Below are 18,283 nucleotides of genomic sequence, written 5' to 3' on the forward strand. Positions count from 1 at the left end.
CTATGGCGAGCACGACCACCACGCGCGGGTGGGTCTCCTTCGTGGGCGCGGGCCCGGGCGACCCCGAGCTGCTGACAGTGCGTGCCGTGGAGCTGATCCGTCGCGCCGACGTGATCGTCACCGAGTCGCCTGAGCACGTCGAGCTGGTGCGCTCCCTCGGCCTCGAGACCGAGACGGTCGACGGCGGCTTCGGCGAGGACGGCCAGCCGCTCACCCACGCCGCCCGGGCCAAGGTCGTCGTCAAGCAGGCCAAGCGCGGCCTGCGCGTCGTGCGCCTGATGACCGGCGACCCGTTCCTCTACGCCTCGGGCCCCGAGGAGGCGCAGGCCTGCGCCAAGGCCTGCCTGGGCTTCGAGATCGTGCCCGGCGTGTCCTCGGTCAGCGCCGTCCCGGCCTACGCCGGCGTCCCGCTCACCACCAAGGACCACCGCGAGATCGCCGTCGTCACCTGCGGCGAGCGGGTCGACTGGACCCGCTACGCCGACGACCGCACCCTCGTGCTGCTCTCGGCGGTCGGCCAGATCGGCGAGATCGCCCAGGCGCTCGTCGCCGCCGGCCGCCCGGCCACGACGCCGGTCTCGATGACCCGCGTCGGCACCACCACCGAGCAGTCCACCGTCACCTCGACGCTGGCCCACATCGCCGCCGACGCCCGCGCGGCCCGGATGGCCCCGCCGGCCATCACCGTGGTCGGCGCCGTCGTCGACCTGCGCGACACGCTCTCCTGGTTCGAGACCAAGCCGCTCTTCGGCTGGCGCGTCCTGGTGCCGCGCACCAAGGACCAGGCCGGTCCGGTCTCCGCCCGCCTGCGCGGCTACGGCGCCGTGCCCGAGGAGGTCCCCACGATCTCCGTCGAGCCGCCCCGCAACCCCCAGCAGATGGACAAGGCCGTCCGCGGTCTGGTCGAGGGCCGCTACGAGTGGATCGCCTTCACCTCGGTCAACGCCGTCAAGGCGGTGCGGGAGAAGTTCGAGGAGTACGGCCTCGACGCCCGCGCGTTCTCCGGCCTCAAGATCGCCGCGGTCGGCGACAAGACCGCCCAGGCCATCGCCGCCTGGGGTCTGCGCGCCGACCTCGTCCCCGACGGCGAGCAGTCCGCGGCCGGCCTCCTCGAGGTCTGGCCCGAGTACGACGAGGTGCTCGACCCCATCAACCGGGTCTTCCTCCCGCGGGCCGACATCGCCACCGAGAACCTCGTCGCCGGCCTGATCGACCTCGGCTGGGAGTGCGACGACGTCACCGCCTACCGCACCGTGCGGGCCTCGCCGCCGCCGGCCGACACCCGCGACGCGATCAAGACCGGTCGCTTCGACGCCGTCGTCTTCACCTCCTCCTCCACGGTCCGCAACCTCGTCGGCATCGCCGGCAAGCCGCACCCGTCCACGGTCATCGCCGTGATCGGGCCGGCCACGGCCAAGACCGCCGAGGAGCACGGCCTGCGCGTCGACGTCCTGGCCTCCAAGCCCGACGTCGAGGTGCTCGTCGACGCCCTCGCCGACTTCGGCGCCTCGCGCCGGGCCGCGCAGCTCGAGGCCGGCCAGCCGGTCACGCGCCCCTCGGAGCGCAAGCCGGCCGCCCGTCGCAAGTCCACCACGGCGCGGTGACCCGATGAGCGCGAGCGAGGTCCCCGACGTCGTCGCCCCGACCGTCCGTCCGCGGCGCCTGCGCACCACGCCGGCGCTGCGACGGATGGTCGCCGAGACCTCCCTGGAGGCCCGGCAGCTGGTGCTGCCGCTGTTCGTGCGCGAGGGCCTCGCCGAGCCGCGGGCCATCGGCTCGATGCCCGGCGTCGTCCAGCACACCCGCTCCTCCCTGCTCGCCGCGGTCTCCGAGGCCGCCGAGCTGGGCCTGGGCGGGGTGATGCTCTTCGGCATCCCCGAGCACAAGGACGCCACGGGCTCCGGCGCGATCGACCCCGCCGGCATCCTCAACCTGGCCATCACCGACGTCGTCGCCGAGGTGGGCGACGCCCTCACGGTGATGAGCGACCTGTGCCTCGACGAGTTCACCGACCACGGGCACTGCGGCGTCCTGACCCCCGACGGGCGCGTCGACAACGACCGCACCCTGGAGCTCTACGCCGAGATGGCGCGCGCCCAGGCCTTCGCCGGCGTCGACATGGTCGGCCCCTCGGGGATGATGGACGGCCAGGTGCGGGTCATCCGCCAGGCCCTCGACGCCGCCGAGCACGCCGACGTCTCGATCCTCGCCTACTCCGCGAAGTACGCCTCGGCGTTCTACGGGCCCTTCCGCGAGGCCGTCGACTCCAGCCTCCAGGGCGACCGCCGCACCTACCAGCAGGACTCCGCCAACGCTCTCGAGGGCGTCCGCGAGGCGCTGCTCGACGTCGCCGAGGGCGCCGACCTGGTGATGGTGAAGCCGGCCCTGCCCTACCTCGACGTCCTGCGCCGGGTGCGCGACGCCGTCGACGTGCCGGTGGCCGCCTACAACATCTCCGGCGAGTACGCGATGCTCGAGGCCGCCGCCGAGCGGGGCTGGATCGACCGCGAGCCGGCCATCCTCGAGACCCTCACCTCGATCCGGCGGGCCGGGGCCGACGTCATCCTCACCTACTGGGCCGCCGAGGCCGCGCGGCTCCTCGCGCGCCGCTGACCCGACGCACCGCACACGCACGAGGCCCCCACCCGGATCGGGTGGGGGCCTCGCTGCGTGAAGCGGTCGAGCGGGACGAGCCTCAGCTCGGGTGGGTGTAGCGGTAGACGCAGGCGTCGAACGGGTCGTTGCTCTTGAGCAGGTTGTTGACGTAGCCGTCGAGCGTGCACTGGAGGATCGCCTGGGTGACCGACAGCAGGCCGTCGAGGGGCTTCACGCCCGTGGAGGGCAAGGCCGGCAGGCTCGGGGTCGGGAGGCCGGGGATGCCCAGGCCGCCCTTCGAGCCGCCACCGGAGGACGAGCCGCCGTCGCCGGAGCCGCCGCCCGAGCCGCCGGTGCCCGGGGTGGGCGAGGGGCTGGTGCTGGGCTCAGTGGGCGTCGACGAGCCGCCGCCGCCCTGCGACGGGGTGCCCTTCGAGGGCGTGCCCTTGGCCGGGGTGCCCTTCGAGCCCTTGCTCGTCGAGGGCGAGCTGCTCGGCGCGAGGTAGCCGGCCGCCGAGACGGCGTTCGGGACGGCGGTGTAGTCGCCCGACGCGTAGGCGTCCATGATGCGCAGCACGAGGTCGACGTAGGCGTCGGAGTGGTTGTAGCGGTAGACCGCGGCCTCCTGGCCGGCGGTGGTGGCGAGGTCGTCGTCGCCGGAGCAGAGGTAGACGGCCGTGGCGAGCGCGGCGTCGTCGATGTCCTGCGGGTTGCGCTGGCCGTCGTTGTCGGCGTCGACGCCGACGACCGACCAGGTGGAGGGGATGAACTGCATCGGGCCCACCGCGCGGTCCCAGACCTTGTCGCGGTCGTAGGCGCCGGCGTCGGTGTCGGAGACCTTGGTGGTCTTGTTGCGGCCGTTGAGCGGGATGCCGTAGATGCCGGGGGTGGCGACGCCCTGGTCGTTGAGGACGTTGCCGCCGAAGCGGCCGTGGTTGGACTCCACGCGGCCGATCGCGGCGACGAGCTGCCAGGTGAGGTGGCAGGAGGTGTCGGCGGCGTTGATGACCGACTCGGCGCGCTGGTAGGCGGCCAGGGCCACCGCGGGGATGCCGGCGGTGGTGGAGTCGGCGACGACCTGGGAGACCTTCGTGCCGCCGACCACGCCGAGGCCGCGGGTGCCGGCGACGCCGGGCGCGATCTCGTCCGGCGCGGAGACCGAGGCGGGCGCCTCGATGGCCTTCGACGGGACCGAGGTGCCGGCGGGGGTCTGCTCGTCGGCGGGCGCGCTCGCGACCACGCTGCCACCGGCGGTGGCGAGGCTGGCGGTCCACGCGGTGGACAGCACGGCGAGCGGGACCAGCGTCGCGGCGCGGCGGGCGCCGATACGACGGAGTCGATGCATCGTTTCTCCCTGACGAGGCTTCTGCTGAACGGATGACGCAGGCGCCCCCTCAAGCGCCTGTGATCCTCCTAACGAATCATGTCACCTATCCGTTACGCACGTCACGCCATTCCGTCACTCGGGCCCTTGGGTCCGTGGCCCCGCCCCTCCGTGAGGGGGAGGAGCGGGGCAGGAGCGGCTCGCGTCGTGGTCCGGGTCACCTCCGGGGCGGCGACGGCGGCGTCCCGATGCGGCGCCCGGTTGGCCCAGGCGCGACAATGGAGACGTGTCAGTCTCCGAGACGCCGACCCACGCCCCCGCGCCGGTCGAGCCGCAGGGCTCCCGGGCGCTCTTCGACCGCGCGCTCGCGGTGACCCCGGGCGGGGTGAACTCGCCGGTGCGCGCCTTCAGCGCCGTCGGCGGCACCCCGCGCTTCATCGCCTCCGCGCAGGGCCCCTGGCTCACCGACGTCGACGGCAACCGCTACGTCGACCTCATCTGCTCCTGGGGCCCGATGCTGCTCGGCCACGCGCACCCCGAGGTGCAGGCCGCCGTCTCGGCCGCCGTGGCCCGCGGCACCTCCTACGGCACGCCCACGACCCCCGAGGTCGAGCTCGCCGAGGAGATCGTCGCCCGCACCTCGGTGGAGAAGGTGCGCTTCGTGTCCTCCGGCACCGAGGCCACCATGTCGGCGATCCGCCTGGCCCGCGGCTTCACCGGCCGCGACGTCGTCATCAAGTTCGCCGGCTGCTACCACGGCCACGTCGACGCCCTCCTGGCCTCGGCCGGCTCCGGCCTGGCCACGCTCGCGGTGCCCGGCACCCCCGGCGTCCCGGAGTCGAGCACGGCGCTCACCGTCGTCCTGCCCTACAACGACCGCGCGGCCGTCGAGGCCGCCTTCGCCGCCCACGGCGACCGCGTCGCCTGCCTCATCACCGAGGCGGCCGCGGGCAACATGGGCGTCGTCCCGCCCGAGCCGGGCTTCAACGCCTTCCTCGCCGAGACCTGCCGCCGGCACGGCGCGCTGTTCATCAGCGACGAGGTCATGACCGGCTTCCGGGCCACCCGCCAGGGCTACTGGGGCATCGACGGCGCCGTCGAGGGCTGGACTCCCGACCTCGTCACCTTCGGCAAGGTCATGGGCGGCGGCTTCCCGGCCGCGGCCTTCGGCGGCCGGGCCGACGTCATGAGCCGCCTGGCGCCGGAGGGGCCGGTCTACCAGGCCGGCACGCTGTCGGGGAACCCGATCGCCACCACCGCGGGCCTCACCACGCTGCGCCTGGCCGACGACGCCGTCTACGACCACATCGACGCCGCCGCCACCACGATCAAGGACGCCGTCGCCGGGGCGCTCGCCGCCGTCGGGCTCGCGCACACGATCCAGTCCGCCGGCACGATGTTCTCGGTGTTCCTGACCGACGGCCCGGTCCGCGACTTCGCCGACGCCTCGCGCACCGACGCCGTCGCGTACGCCGCCTTCTTCCACGCCATGCTCGACCGAGGGGTCTACCTCCCGCCGTCGGCGTACGAGGCGTGGTTCCTGTCCAGCGCCCACGACGACCACGCGGTCTCGACGGTGCTCGACGCCCTGCCCGCCGCCGCCGAGGCCGCAGCGAAGGCTGCCGCCCCGGCCATCCGAGGAGACGCATGAGCCCCGCCGTCGAGACCACCGTCCACCTGCTGCGGCACGGGGAGGTCCACAACCCCGAGGGCGTCCTCTACGGACGTCGCGACGGGTTCCACCTCTCCGAGCTCGGACGGGCGATGGCCTACCGCGTCGGCGAGGTCATCGGGCAGCGCGACGTCGTGCACATCCGCTGCTCGCCCCTCGAGCGCGCCCAGGAGACCGCCGCGCCGCTGGCCGCGGCCCGCGGCGTCGACGTCGTCACCGACGAGCGCATCATCGAGTCCACCAACGTCTTCGAGGGCAAGCGCTTCGGCGTCGGCGACGGCGCGCTGCGCAAGCCGTCGGCGTGGAAGCACCTGTGGAACCCCTGGAAGCCGTCGTGGGGCGAGCCCTACAAGGAGATCGTCGCCCGCATGATGGCCGCCGTGCACGACGCCCGCGAGGCCGCCGTGGGTCACGAGGCCGTGCTGGTCTCCCACCAGCTGCCGATCTGGACCACGCGCCTGCACGTGGAGAAGAGGTCGTTCCTGCACGACCCCCGCAAGCGCCAGTGCACGCTGTGCTCGCTGACCTCCTTCCACTTCGAGGACGACCGGCTCGTGCGCGTCTCCTACTCCGAGCCCGCGGGCGACCTCATCCCCGTGGCCGACCGCCGTGCGCCCTTCTCCGCCGGCGGAGCCCCGGAGCAGCGCCGGCCGTGAACCTCGCTCCCGCACCCCACTCCCGCCGCCGACGGCGCGCGGGCGGCTCGCCCCGCGTCCTCGTGGCGGTCCTGGCGCTGGTGGCCGCGCTGGCCACGGCCGGCTGCAGCAGCCTGCAGGGCAGCGGTGCGAAGGGCTACGTCTCCGGCGACGGCACCATCCAGACCCTCGACGCCGCCGACCGCGACCAGCCCGTCGACCTCACCGGCAAGGACCTCGACGGCCGGCCGCTCGACCTCGCCGACCTGCGCGGCAAGCCGACCGTCGTGGTCGTGTGGGGCTCGTGGTGCGTGGAGTGCCGCGAGGAGGCCGGCCGGGTGGCCGCCGCCGCCGACCGGCTCGACGGCACCGCGTCGTTCATCGGCATCGACCTGCGCGACAACGTCGCCGCGGCGAAGGCGTACGTGACCCGCTTCGAGGTCACCTACCCCTCCTTCTTCTCCCCGGGCGGGCAGGAGATGCTCGCCTTCGACTCCGCGCTCAACCCGAACACCATCCCGGCGTTCGTGGTGCTCGACGCCGAGGGCCGCGTCGCCGCGATCATCCGCGGTCAGCTGCCCTCCACCCAGACCCTCGTCGACCTCGTCGGCGACATCGCCGACGGCAAGGACCTGGCCGGCGATGGCTGAGTGGTTCCGCGAGGCCGCCTTCTCCGGCTCCCTGGCGCTCGCCGTCCCGGTGGCCGTGGTGGCCGGGCTGGTGTCGTTCTTCTCCCCGTGCGTGCTGCCGCTGCTGCCGGGCTACCTCTCCTACGCCACCGGCCTCTCGGGCGCGGAGATCGTCGAGGGCACCGCCCGTCGCGGTCGGATGCTCGCCGGCGCCGTGCTGTTCGTCCTCGGCTTCTCGGTGGTCTTCGTGCTGCTCGGCGTCTCCGCCGGCGCCGTCTCGGACTGGCTGGTGGTCAACCGGACGCTGCTCAACGTCATCCTCGGCGTCATCTCCGTGGTGCTCGGCCTGGCCTTCATCGGGCTGGTGCCCCTGCTGCAGCGCGACCTGCGCGTGCACAAGGTGCCGGCCGTCGGCCTGGCCGCCGCGCCGCTGCTCGGCTTCCTCTTCGGCGTCGGGTGGGTGCCCTGCGTGAGCCCCACCCTCGGCGCCATCTACACCCTCGCCGTCAACGACGGCTCCTCGGCGCGCGGCGGGCTGCTGCTCGGCTTCTACTCGGTGGGCCTGGGCCTGCCGTTCATCGTCGCCGCCCTCGCGTGGCGGCGGATGCTGCGCGCCACCGCCTTCGTGCGGCGTCACCAGGCGCTGGTGACGCGCATCGGCGGCGGGATGCTCGTCCTCGTCGGCATCGCCCTGCTCACCGGGTGGTGGGACTGGGCGATCACGTGGATGCAGACCAGGATCGGAACGGGATCGGTGCCGGTATGACGACCTTGCAGAAGACGCCCCCGCCCACGCCGAGCCCCGAGCGTCGGCCCGGCGAGCTCACCTTCCGCGAGCTGCTGCGCTTCGGCTGGCGCCAGCTCACCTCGATGCGCACCGCCCTGGTGCTGCTGCTCCTGCTCGCGCTCGCCGCCGTGCCCGGCTCGGTGATCCCGCAGGAGGGCGTCGACTCGCTCAAGACGAGCAACTGGAAGGACGCCCACCCCACCCTCACGCCGATCTACGAGCGGCTCGACCTCTTCGACGTCTACGGCTCGCCGTGGTTCGCGGCCGTCTACATCCTGCTGATGGTCTCGCTGGTCGGCTGCATCATCCCGCGGCTCTTCGTCTACTTCCGCGGCATGCGCGCGGTGCCCCCGGCGGCCCCGCGCAACCTCACCCGCCTGCCCGACAGCACCACCTACACCACCGACGAGGACGCCGAGGCGGTGCTCGCCCGCGCCCGCGCGGTGCTCGCCAAGCGCGGCTACCGGCTGCGTCCGGCCGCCGAGGGCGACGACTTCGTCAGCGCCGAGCGGGGGTACCTGCGCGAGGCCGGCAACCTGATCTTCCACCTCGCGGTGCTCGTCGTGCTCGTCGGCTTCGCGCTCGGCGGCATGTTCGGCTTCAAGGGCGGCGTGATCGTCGTCCAGGGCTCCACGTTCTCGAACTCCGCGAACCAGTACGACGACTTCGTCCCCGGCTCGCTGTTCCGGCCCGACATGCTCCAGCCGTTCGACCTCACCGTCGACGACTTCAAGATCGAGTGGCTCGAGAGCGGCCCGCGGATGGGCATGGCGCGAGCGTTCGAGGCCCCGCTCACCTACCGCTCCGAGCCCGGCGCCCCCGCGCAGACGTACGACCTGCGCGTCAACCACCCGCTGAACATCGACGGCACCGAGGTCTTCCTCATCGGCCACGGCTACGCCCCCGTCGTCACGATCCGCGACGGCAAGGGCGAGGTCGTCTACAGCGGCCCCACGCCGTTCCTCCCCGTCAACCAGGGCTTCCTGTCCTTCGGCGTCGTGAAGGCGCCCGACGCCCTGCCGAAGGGCATCGGCCTGGAGGGCCTGCTCTACCCGACCTACGCGTCGGTCAACGGCGAGCCGTTCAACGTGATGGGCGACGACAAGAACCCCGTGCTCTCGATGCGGGTCTACACCGGCGACCTCAACATGGACGCCGGCGCCTCGCAGTCGGTCTACGTGCTCGACAAGTCCAAGGCGACGATGCTCGAGAAGGCCGACGGCAAGCCCTACCGCCTCGACCTGCAGCTCGGCGACACCGTCGCGCTGCCCGACGGCCTGGGCACCGTCAGCTTCGACTCGCTGCAGCCGTGGGTGCGGGTGCAGGTCAGCCACACCCCCGGCAAGCTCATCGCGCTGACCGGCGTCGTCATGGCGCTGATCGGCCTCATCGGCTCGCTGTTCATCCGCCCGCGCCGTCTCTGGGTGCGGACCCGTCCGGCCGACCCCCAGGGGGGACCGGGCACACTGGTGGAGGTGGCGGCGCTCGACCGCTCCGGGGGCGGCGACGTCGCCCCGGTGCTCGCCGGCGTCGTGACCGCGTTGCGCGGTGACGCCGCGCCGTCTACGGAGGAGAGATCGTGACGAACACCGCGTGGGAGACGCTCAGCAACCAGGCCGTCGCGGCCTGTGGCGTCGTCTACTTCCTGGCCCTGCTGGCGCACCTCGTCGAGTGGGCCTCGCTGCGCAAGGTGCCGGCCGCCGCGTCGGGCTCGGCGTCGGGCTCGGCCGCCTCCGGTGCGGTCGCCGACGGCGACGTGCTGGTGCGCACAGGCGGCCCCGACGGCCCGTCGGAGGACGACGTCCACCGCGTCGCGCTCTTCGGGCGCCTCGGCCTGCTGCTCACCGGTCTGGCCGCGGCGCTGCACGCCGTGGGCCTGCTCGGCCGCGGCATGGCCGCGGACCCGAACCGCGTGCCGTGGGGCAACATGTACGAGTTCACGCTGTCGGGCACCTTCCTGGTGACGCTGCTCTACCTGGTGCTCTACCGCCGCTACAAGCTCGAGTGGCTCTCGCTGGCGGTCGTCTCGTTCGTGCTGGCCACGCTGATGGTCGCGGTGATCTGGCTCTACGGCCCGGTCGCCCCTCTCACCGAGGCGCTCAACTCGCCGTGGCTGGTCATCCACGTGGTCTCCGCCGTCATCGCCACCGGCGCGTTCAGCCTCGGCGGCATGACGTCGGGCCTGTACCTCCTCAAGGAGCGCAGCCTGGCCAAGGGCAAGCCGCAGACCGGCTGGATGGGCCGCGTCCCGGCCCCCGCCCGCCTCGACCTCGTGTCGTACCGCATGCACGCCTTCGCGTTCCCGGTGTGGACCTTCGCCGTCCTCATCACCGGCCCCATCTGGGCGCACCAGGCCTGGTCGTCGTACTGGAACTGGGACCCCAAGGAGGTCTGGGCGTTCATCACCTGGGTCGTCTACGCCGCCTACCTCCACGCCCGGTCCACGGCCGGCTGGAAGGGCCGCAACGCCGCGATCCTGGCCCTGGTGGGCATGGCGACGCTGTGGTTCAACTTCATCGGCATCAACTACTTCTCGACCACCTCGCAGCACTCCTACGCCGCGCCGGCGCCGGCCGTCAGCGCTCCTGCGGTGACGGGGAGCCCGTCGGTCTGAGGAAGCCGTCCGCCATCGCGTGCAGCACCACGGATGTGCGGGGTCAGACCCACTCGGAAAGACAGGTGCGTCGACGACTCTGGTCGTGCGCAGCGGATTCTCCGAACAAGTCCTCCGTTCCCCATGGCGTGAATAGGGTGGCCCTAGCGCGGGCAGCTCGGAACGTGCGACCAACAGGAGGATCTGCGTGTCAAGCACGGTTGACGCCAAACGTGGCTCGATCATGCCGGGCGCCTGGCGGTCTGGGCGCTCTACAGCACACTTCTGAGCTCTGCGATTCTGAGCATGGAGTCCGGCGGATTCGGACGAATCGCGCAGTGGGTCGGCTTCATTCTCATCCCCGTCTTCGTTGTTTCATGTGTGAAGGCTCCGAGGCGGGGTGGGAAGGCAGGCATGGTTCTCGGCCCACCAGTCGGGTTCGTGCTGCTCTTGGCTCTTCTGGTGGCCTTCTTCCCGGAGACGAACTAGGAGCGGAGCTGAACGTGGAGTCCTGACGCTCACCAGGGCTCCCTCTGTTCTGCCGCTTGGGCGTACCACGTCCGGACGGACCCCGTGGCTTAGGTGAGCGAGCTCGTCCGCCATGTAGGCGGTGGTCGTCCCGAGTTGCGAAGAGCCCGTCGAGCAATGCCCGACGAGACCCGTCGCTGTCTGACGCAGCACGGCCCGGTCCCCCGCGTGGGGGCCGGGCCGTGGTGCGTCCGCCCGGAATCAGGCGAACGGGCGATCGGGCACAGGTGGGTGGGCGGTCCGCTTCCGACGGTGTGACGTGTCTGGCAGGTTCTGCGGCGGGAGAACCTGCGTGACACGCCCGGCGGCGGTCAATTACCCGGTCAGCCGGGTAATTGTGGCGCGCGCGTCGCGCAGCGTGTCGCGCGTCAGGACGCTGAGTCGGGGTCGTCGGGGTGCAGGCGCTTGCGGTCGAGCTCGCGCAGGAACTCCTCGTCGTCGTCGGGGGCCACGAGCCGCGGCTTCGCGGGGCGGCCGGGACGACGGGAGGGTCCCGGGCGGGGGGACGGCGTGGGACGCGCGGAGGCGTCGTCGCCGAACAGGCGCACGCCACGACGCTGGATCACCCGCACCAGGAGGTACGTGGCCCACGCGATCAGCAGGAGCAGGAGCACGAACCGGAGCACCCCTCCAATGTAGGCGCTCGCTGGTGAGCGCCTACCCTGGATGCGTGAAGGACTTCCTCGTCTACACCGCGCTGCGGATCGTCATGTTCGCCGCCACCTTCGGCGTCATCGCCGGCATCTGGCTGCTGGTCGCCGGCGAGATCGTCATCTTCTGGGCCGTCGTGGCCGCGTTCGTCCTCAGCGGCATCGGCAGCTACTTCCTGCTCAACGGCCCCCGCGAGCGCTTCGCTCAGCACGTCGACGAGCGGGCCCGCAAGGCCGCGGCCCGCTTCGAGGAGATCAAGGCCAAGGAGGACGCCGAGGAGGCCTGAGCCTCCCGCGTCCGAGCCCGATCTCAGGGCCCGATCTCAGGGCCCGACCTCAGAGGCTGCCGACCGCCAGCCCGACGGCGGCCAGCGCCGCCCAGACCACCCCGGAGAGACCGGTGCTCGCCAGCACCGGGATGAGGCCCGGACCGGTGGCCCCCGACCGCACGACCGCGACGCCGCGGCGCGCGAGCACGAGGAACCCGAGCGCCAGCAGCGCCCACCAGGTCGTCGCCGCGGCCAGGGCCACCGCCGCCAGCGCGGCCACCGCGACGAGGCCGACGTAGAACGCCCGGGTGCGGGCGTCGCCGAGCACGACGGCCAGCGTCCGCTTGCCGACGACGGCGTCGGTGGGGATGTCGCGCAGGTTGTTGGCGACCAGGATCGCGCAGGCGAGCGCGCCGACGCCCACGGCCGCCCAGAGCGCCGCCCACTCCCAGGTCTGCGTCTGCACGTAGGTGGTGCCGACCACCGCGACGAGCCCGAAGAACACGAACACCATGACCTCGCCGAGGCCGAGGTAGCCGTAGGGCTTCGAGCCGCCGGTGTAGTACCAGGCGGCGAGCACGCAGACCGCGCCGACGGCCACCAGCCACCAGGCGGTCGAGGCCGCGAGCACCAGCCCGGCGACGCCGGCCACGCCGAAGGCCGCGAAGGCCGCCCGCTTCACCGCGGCCGGCGTCGCGGTGCCGGAGCCGACCAGGCGCATCGGGCCGACGCGGTCGGCGTCGGTGCCGCGGATGCCGTCGGAGTAGTCGTTGGCGTAGTTGACGCCCACCTGCAGCGCCAGGCTCACGACGAGCGCCAGCAGCGCCTTCCACCACACGACGTCGGCGACGTACCCGGCCACGGCGGTGCCGGCGAGCACGGGCGCGACGGCGGCGGGCAGGGTGCGGGGGCGGGCGCCGGCGATCCAGGCGGCCGGCGGAGCGGCAGGGGTGGCCATGGGTCGATCATCTCGCGGGCCCGTCGCCGCGCGCGCATCGGGCGCCCCGCTACCGTGCCCGGGTGAGCAGTGCGCCGACCACCCCGCCCGACGCCGGGGACGTCGTCGCCGCGCTCGAGGCCTGGCTGGCCGCCGACGATCCGGCCCCGTGGGTCGTGGAGACCTCCGGCTCGACCGGCCGCCCGAAGCGGGTGCTGCTGCCGCGATCGGCCGTGCTGGCCTCGGTGCGCGCCTCGGCGTCGCGCCTGGGCGCGAGCGGGCCGTGGCTGCTGGCGCTGCCGGCGGGCTACGTGGCCGGCGTCCAGGTGATCTGCCGGTCGCTGGTGGCCGGAGCGCGGCCGACCCTGCTCGAGGACCACCCGTCCCTGGCCGACGCCGTCGCCGCGATGCCGCCGGGCGACCGCTTCGTCTCGCTGGTGCCCACCCAGCTGCGGCGGCTCCTGGCCGACGACGCCGACCCGCGCGACCTCGCGGCGCTGCGCAGCCTGCACACGGTGCTCCTCGGCGGCGGACCCGCCGACCCGGCCCTGCGGGCGCGCGCGGCGGAGCTGGACGTGCACGTCGTGGCCACCTACGGCAGCGCCGAGACCGCCGGAGGCTGCGTCTACGACGGCGTCCCGCTCGACGGCGTGGCGCTGGCGATCGGCGCCGACGGCCGCATCCGGCTCGGCGGGCCGACGCTCTTCGCCGGCTACGAGGGCGACCCCGAGCTCACCGCCGAGGTGCTCGTCGACGGCTGGTTCCTCACCTCCGACGCCGGCCGGCTCGACGACGACGGACGCCTGCAGGTGCTCGGGCGCCTCGACGACATGGTGGTGAGCGGCGGCGTCAACGTGCCGGCCCCGGCCGTGGCGGCGCGGCTGCGCGAGCACCCGCAGGTCGAGGCGGCGGAGGCGCTCGGCGTCCCCGACGAGGAGTGGGGCACCCGGCTGGTGGCCTTCGTCGTCGGCGACCTCGACCTCGACGCCGCCCGTGCCTGGATCGCCGAGCGACACCCGCGCTCGTGGTCGCCGCGCCAGCTGGTGCGCCTCGACGCCGTCCCGCTGCTGGGCAACGGCAAGCCGGATCGACTCGCGCTGCGTCGCCGCGCGGAGGAGGAGTCATGAGCGAGGTCGAGGACCTGCGGGTCGTCTCCATCCCGATGCGGGTGCGCTTCCGCGGCATCACGGTGCGCGAGGCGGCGTTCGTGCGCGGCCCGGCCGGCTGGGGGGAGTGGTCGCCGTTCCTGGAGTACGGCGCCCGCGAGGCGGCGTCCTGGCTGCGCTGCGCGCGGGAGACCGCCGCCGGCGACCTGCCCGCGCCGCTGCGCGAGCGGATCCCCGTCAACGTCACCGTGCCGGCGGTCGACGCCGCGCAGGCCCACGCGCTCGTGGCCCGCAGCGGCTGCCGCACCGCGAAGGTGAAGGTGGCCGAGCCCGGCCAGACCCGGGCCGAGGAGCAGGCGCGGCTCGAGGCCGTCCGCGACGCGCTGGGCCCCGACGGCCTGGTGCGCATCGACGTCAACGGCCTGTGGGACGTCGACGAGGCCGCCGCGGCCATCCCGCTGCTGGAGCGTGCGGCCGGCGGCCTGGAGTACGTCGAGCAGCCGTGCGCGAGCGTCGAGGAGCTCGCCGTCGTGCGGCGGCGCGTGAGCGTGCCGATCGCCGCCGACGAGTCGATCCGCCGTGCCGAGGACCCCTACCGCGTGCGCGACCTCGAGGCCGCCGACGTCGCGGTGCTCAAGGTGCAGCCGCTCGGCGGGGTGCGGGCCTGCCTGCGGATCGCCGAGGACATCGGCCTGCCCGTCGTCGTCTCCTCCGCGCTGGAGACGTCGCTGGGCATCGCCACCGGGCTCGCGCTGGCCGCGGCCCTGCCCGAGCTGCACCACGCCTGCGGGCTGGCCACCGTCAGCCTGCTCGCCGACGACGTCGTCGCCGCGCCGCTGCTGCCCGTCGACGGTCACCTGCCGGTGGGGCCGGTGCAGGTCGAGGACGCCGCCCTCGAGCGTCTGGCCGCGCCGCCGGACCGCGTCGCGCACTGGCGCTCCCGCCTCGCGGAGGCCTCGGCGCAGGAGGCGTCACGATGAGCGCCACCGCCCTGGCCCGCGCGGCCCTGCAGTCCCTGCTGGAGCAGGGCGTCACCGACCTCGTCCTGGCGCCCGGCTCGCGCAACGCGCCGGTGGCCTTCGCCGCGGCCGACGCCGCCGAGGCCGGCCTGCTGCGCCTGCACACCCGCATCGACGAGCGCTCCGCGGCGTTCCTCGCCCTCGGCCTGACCCGCTCGGGCGCCCGAGCGGTCGTCACCTGCACCTCCGGCACGGCGGTGGCCAACCTGCACCCGGCGCTGCTCGAGGCGGTGCACTCCGGCGTCCCGATGATCGCGCTGACCGCCGATCGGCCCACCCGCCTGCGCGGCACCAGCGCCAACCAGACCACCGAGCAGGTCGACGTCTTCGGCCCGCTGCTGCCCACGATCGACCTCGAGTCCGGGCCCGTCCCGGTGCTCCCCCTGGACCGGCCCACGCACGTGAACCTGCGACTCGACGACCCGTTGGTCCCCGACGACCACTGGACGCCCACCGCGCCCGACGAGGCCCCGTCGTGGCGCCGGCGGCGTCGCGACGACGGCGAGCGCCTCGTGCTCGGTCCGCGCACCGTGGTGGTCGCCGGCGACGACGCCGGGCCGCCCGCCCGTCGTCTGGCCGAGGACGCCGGCTGGCCGCTGCTCGCCGAGCCCTCCAGCGGCTCGCGCACCGGCGAGGCGGCCCTGCGCTGCTACCGCCTGCTGCTCGGCGCCGACGACCTCGGCCTGGCCGTCGAGGTCGAGCGGGTCGTGGTCGCCGGGCACCCGACGCTGTCGCGTCCGGTGCAGCGGCTCCTCGCGCGGTCCGACGTCGAGGTGCTCGATCTCGAGCCGCCCGGCCGGTTCGCCCGGCCGCACCCGGTGGCGCGCCACGTCCCCGGCGCCGTCCCCGAGGGCCCCGACCTCGCCCACGCCGGCTGGCTCCAGCGCTGGCGCGACGCCGACCGCGCCGTCGGCCGCGGCCTCGACCGGCTCCTCGCCGCCGAGCCCGGGCTGACCCCGTACGAGGTCGCCGGCGCCGTCGTCGCGGCCACCGAGCCCGGCGCGCTCCTCGTCGTCGGCCCGTCGAACCCGATCCGCGACCTCGACCTCATGCAACGCGGCTTCGAGGTCGGCGCCCGCCGGATGGTGATGGCCAACCGCGGCCTGGCCGGCATCGACGGCGTGGTCTCCACCGCGATCGGCGCGGCGCTGGCCCGCCCCCACAGCACCCGCGCGCTCGCGCTGATGGGCGACGTCACCTTCCTCCACGACTCCAACGGCCTCGTCCTCGGCCCGCAGGAGCCGTGCCCCGACCTCACGATCGTGGTCGTCAACGACGACGGCGGCTCCATCTTCGCCACCCTCGAGCAGGGCGGCCCCGCCTACGCCGACCGCTTCGAGCGGCTCTTCGCCACCCCGCACGGAGTCGACGTCGAGGCCCTCTGCGCCGCCACCCGCACCCCCCACGTAAGCGTCACCAGCCTCCCCGAGCTCGCCCAGGTGCTGGCCTCGCCCAACGGCGGTCTCGAGGTGGTCGAGGCGCGTGTCGGTCGCTCCGATCGTCGCTCGCTCGACGAGCGGATCCGGGCCCTGCGGCCGTGACCGGGGAGCCAGGACTTCCCCGGCTGACCGGGGAACTTCTTGAAGGTCAGGGGAACTTGGGGCCTCTGACGCCCAAGTTCCCCTGACCAATCGGTCCTTCATCCACAGGACGACGACGTCAGGCCATCGCGCCGAGGATCGGCTCGGACTCCACCAGCCCCTCGTCCGACGGCGGCGCGCCCTCGCCGAAGACCCGGGCAGCCTGGCGGGCGCGCAGGTCGCGGTGGGCCTCCGAGGGCCGGTCGTAGCCGTGGCGCGCGCGGGCCTCGGCCGGCGTGACGACCTCGGGCACGACGGCGGCGATGCCGCGGAACGGCGGCTCGACGATCGGCCGCGTCGAGGGCGAGAGATAGCCGAGGACGGCGAGCTTCACGTTGGTGTTCAGGTTCAGCAGCCAGAAGCCGGTGCGCAGCACGGGACGCACGGCCACGTCGACGACGCCGGACTGCGGCGTCCCGCCCATCCGCCGCATCCAGTGCGGCATCGTCGCGAGGGTGCCGGCGCGTAGCGCGCGGGTGACCAGCCAGGAGGCGGGGCGCAGGGGCAGCGGCTGCTCGGGGAGCATGACGCCGGCGTCGAGGAGGTGGGCCATCGCCTTCTGCGCGATCTCGCTGCCGGCGAGCGTCGGGCGCATCCGCTCGAAGTAGGCCTGGACGCCCTCGCGGCTGGTGGGGACGTCGGCGGGGTCGCAGGTCTGCAGCTCGGCGGCGACCGCGCACTCGCGCCAGTACTGCTCCTCCTCGGCGGCGCTGAGGCGGCCGGGGCCGTAGACCTCGTAGGCCTTGAGGATCGAGTGCCAGGCGGTGAGGTGGATCCACAGCTGGCTCTGCGGGTCGTTGGCGTCGTACGGCGTGCCGAGGACGGGGTCGGTGCCGATGGCCTTGGAGTGCACCTTCACCAGGACGTCCGCGGCCTTCGCGGTCTCGCGGGAGCCGCCGAACGCGACCATCGCGAAGTAGCGCAGCGTGCGGTCGTAGCGCGTGCGTGGGCGCGCGTAGATGCCCTGCGTGGCGTCGACGGCGGCGATGAGGTTCGGGTCGAGCTCCTCGATGACGACGGCGCGCTGGAAGCCGATGGTGAGGGAGGTCGGGTAGCCCCAGACCTTCCACGTGACGGAGTCGGGACCGAAGAAGCCGTGGTCCTCGTGTGGGGTGACGGTGCGGTGGGCCATGCCGCGCAAATTACTACAGTGGTGTAGCAATTGGAAGGAGGGCGGCGGGACGCCGGGCGGTACGGTGGCGCGCGTGCCCGCCGCCCGCCGTCCCTACGCCCCGCGCGTCCCGCTCGAGGTCCGGCGCGAGCAGCTCCTCGACGCCGCCCTCGCGGTGATCGTCCGGGAGGGCTACGCGGGCGTCTCGATCGACGCGATCGCGCGGGAGGCCGGCGTCACCCGCCCGGTCGTCTACGGCGCCTACGACGGCCTCGGCGACCTCCTCGGAGCCCTGCTGGACCGCCAGCAGCTGCGCGCGCTCACCCAGCTCGCCGAGGTGCTGCCCGCCGAGCTCCCCGACGGCGACCCCGACGCCTTCCTGCTCGACACCGTCCGCGCGCTCATCGGCCGCGTGCTGGCCGACCCCGACACCTGGCGTCCCATCCTCGGCGCCGGCGACGGCACCCCCGAGGTCGTGCGCGCGCGCATCGACGGCGACCGCGACCGCATCCGCGCGCAGATCGCCGAGCTGCTCGCGGTCGGCATCGAGCGCCGCGGGGGGCCGCACGTCGACGTTGAGGTGGCCTCGTACGCCGCCGTCGCCGTGCTGGAGAGCTTCGGACGGCTGCTGCTCGACCGGCCCGACGTCCTCGCGCCGGAGCGGATGGTCGGGTTCGCGGCCGACCTGCTGCGGTCGCTGCGCTGACGTCGGCCCGCTGGAGTCCGCTGGGGCTCGATCAGGTCAGGGAGAACTGGACGTTGTCAGGGGTAACTTCCTCTGACAACGTCCAGTTTCCCCGTGCGGGCTCACAGGGTCATTGCAACAACAGTCCGTTGATCAGCTCTGA

At 73.7% G+C, this 18,283-nt stretch carries 17 protein-coding genes; 13 read left to right on the plus strand and 4 right to left on the minus strand.

What is annotated here, in order from left to right; genetic code table 11:
- The first annotated feature begins 2 nt into the window (after positions 1–2).
- Both ACZDWJ_RS14755 and hemB read left to right on the plus strand, forming a co-directional pair.
- On the plus strand, positions 3–1,604 hold the full coding sequence (locus ACZDWJ_RS14755; RefSeq protein WP_463521969.1) for a bifunctional uroporphyrinogen-III C-methyltransferase/uroporphyrinogen-III synthase: 1,602 nt from the start codon (positions 3–5) through the stop codon (positions 1,602–1,604).
- Positions 1,605–1,608: 4 nt separating this feature from the next.
- On the plus strand, positions 1,609–2,613 hold the full coding sequence (gene hemB, locus ACZDWJ_RS14760) for a porphobilinogen synthase (RefSeq protein ID WP_463521971.1): 1,005 nt from the start codon (positions 1,609–1,611) through the stop codon (positions 2,611–2,613).
- Positions 2,614–2,695: 82 nt separating this feature from the next.
- Here the strand turns inward: hemB and ACZDWJ_RS14765 are convergent, their stop codons facing one another.
- Positions 2,696–3,940, minus strand: coding sequence for a lytic transglycosylase domain-containing protein (locus ACZDWJ_RS14765; RefSeq protein ID WP_463521973.1), 1,245 nt, complete (start codon positions 3,938–3,940; stop codon positions 2,696–2,698).
- Between the two features lie 265 nt (positions 3,941–4,205).
- Between ACZDWJ_RS14765 and hemL the strand changes: the two genes are divergently transcribed.
- Genes hemL through ccsB form a run of 6 tightly spaced genes read left to right on the plus strand, consistent with a single transcriptional unit; the run spans position 4,206 to position 10,256 of the window.
- Positions 4,206–5,570: a glutamate-1-semialdehyde 2,1-aminomutase gene (hemL, locus tag ACZDWJ_RS14770; RefSeq protein WP_463521975.1), complete on the plus strand. Its 1,365-nt coding sequence runs from the start codon at positions 4,206–4,208 to the stop codon at positions 5,568–5,570.
- Positions 5,567–6,247: a histidine phosphatase family protein gene (locus tag ACZDWJ_RS14775; protein WP_463521977.1), complete on the plus strand. Its 681-nt coding sequence runs from the start codon at positions 5,567–5,569 to the stop codon at positions 6,245–6,247. The genes hemL and ACZDWJ_RS14775 overlap by 4 nt, the downstream gene beginning before the upstream one ends.
- Positions 6,244–6,876: a TlpA family protein disulfide reductase gene (locus tag ACZDWJ_RS14780; protein WP_463521979.1), complete on the plus strand. Its 633-nt coding sequence runs from the start codon at positions 6,244–6,246 to the stop codon at positions 6,874–6,876. The genes ACZDWJ_RS14775 and ACZDWJ_RS14780 overlap by 4 nt, the downstream gene beginning before the upstream one ends.
- Complete coding sequence (locus ACZDWJ_RS14785) at positions 6,869–7,621, plus strand: cytochrome c biogenesis CcdA family protein (protein ID WP_463521981.1); 753 nt, start codon at positions 6,869–6,871, stop codon at positions 7,619–7,621. Before ACZDWJ_RS14780 ends, ACZDWJ_RS14785 begins: the two co-directional genes overlap by 8 nt.
- Entirely contained in the window at positions 7,618–9,225 is a 1,608-nt protein-coding gene (resB, locus tag ACZDWJ_RS14790) for a cytochrome c biogenesis protein ResB (RefSeq protein WP_463521983.1), read from the plus strand. The genes ACZDWJ_RS14785 and resB overlap by 4 nt, the downstream gene beginning before the upstream one ends.
- Positions 9,222–10,256, plus strand: coding sequence for a c-type cytochrome biogenesis protein CcsB (gene ccsB, locus ACZDWJ_RS14795; RefSeq protein ID WP_463521985.1), 1,035 nt, complete (start codon positions 9,222–9,224; stop codon positions 10,254–10,256). The genes resB and ccsB overlap by 4 nt, the downstream gene beginning before the upstream one ends.
- 875 nt (positions 10,257–11,131) lie before the next feature.
- Here the strand turns inward: ccsB and ACZDWJ_RS14800 are convergent.
- A complete protein-coding gene (locus ACZDWJ_RS14800; protein ID WP_463521987.1) occupies positions 11,132–11,389 on the minus strand; it encodes a hypothetical protein in 258 nt (85 codons plus the stop codon).
- Positions 11,390–11,433: 44 nt separating this feature from the next.
- On the opposite strand from ACZDWJ_RS14800, the gene ACZDWJ_RS14805 reads away from it, so the two are divergent.
- Entirely contained in the window at positions 11,434–11,700 is a 267-nt protein-coding gene (locus ACZDWJ_RS14805) for a DUF4229 domain-containing protein (protein WP_463521989.1), read from the plus strand.
- Between the two features lie 49 nt (positions 11,701–11,749).
- Here the strand turns inward: ACZDWJ_RS14805 and ACZDWJ_RS14810 are convergent, their stop codons facing one another.
- Positions 11,750–12,640, minus strand: a complete 891-nt coding sequence (locus ACZDWJ_RS14810) for a 1,4-dihydroxy-2-naphthoate polyprenyltransferase (protein WP_463521991.1) — start codon at positions 12,638–12,640, stop codon at positions 11,750–11,752.
- A gap of 62 nt (positions 12,641–12,702) precedes the next feature.
- Here ACZDWJ_RS14810 and ACZDWJ_RS14815 point away from each other — a divergent pair, with 62 nt between their 5' ends.
- The 3 genes from ACZDWJ_RS14815 to menD are packed head-to-tail and all read left to right on the plus strand — an operon-like array spanning position 12,703 to position 16,285.
- Positions 12,703–13,746, plus strand: a complete 1,044-nt coding sequence (locus ACZDWJ_RS14815) for an AMP-binding protein (protein WP_463521993.1) — start codon at positions 12,703–12,705, stop codon at positions 13,744–13,746.
- On the plus strand, positions 13,743–14,705 hold the full coding sequence (locus ACZDWJ_RS14820; protein ID WP_463521995.1) for an o-succinylbenzoate synthase: 963 nt from the start codon (positions 13,743–13,745) through the stop codon (positions 14,703–14,705). Before ACZDWJ_RS14815 ends, ACZDWJ_RS14820 begins: the two co-directional genes overlap by 4 nt.
- Positions 14,702–16,285, plus strand: coding sequence for a 2-succinyl-5-enolpyruvyl-6-hydroxy-3-cyclohexene-1-carboxylate synthase (gene menD, locus ACZDWJ_RS14825; RefSeq protein ID WP_463521997.1), 1,584 nt, complete (start codon positions 14,702–14,704; stop codon positions 16,283–16,285). The genes ACZDWJ_RS14820 and menD overlap by 4 nt, the downstream gene beginning before the upstream one ends.
- Before the next feature lie 118 nt (positions 16,286–16,403).
- On the opposite strand, the gene ACZDWJ_RS14830 is transcribed toward menD, so the two are convergent.
- Positions 16,404–17,456 (minus strand): oxygenase MpaB family protein, encoded by a 1,053-nt coding sequence (locus ACZDWJ_RS14830; protein WP_463521999.1) that lies wholly within the window; start codon positions 17,454–17,456, stop codon positions 16,404–16,406.
- A 73-nt stretch (positions 17,457–17,529) separates the two neighbouring features.
- Between ACZDWJ_RS14830 and ACZDWJ_RS14835 the strand changes: the two genes are divergently transcribed.
- Positions 17,530–18,141: a TetR/AcrR family transcriptional regulator gene (locus ACZDWJ_RS14835; RefSeq protein WP_463522001.1), complete on the plus strand. Its 612-nt coding sequence runs from the start codon at positions 17,530–17,532 to the stop codon at positions 18,139–18,141.
- Positions 18,142–18,283: the final 142 nt, after the last annotated feature.

This window comes from Nocardioides sp. B129/18, assembly GCF_055282735.1.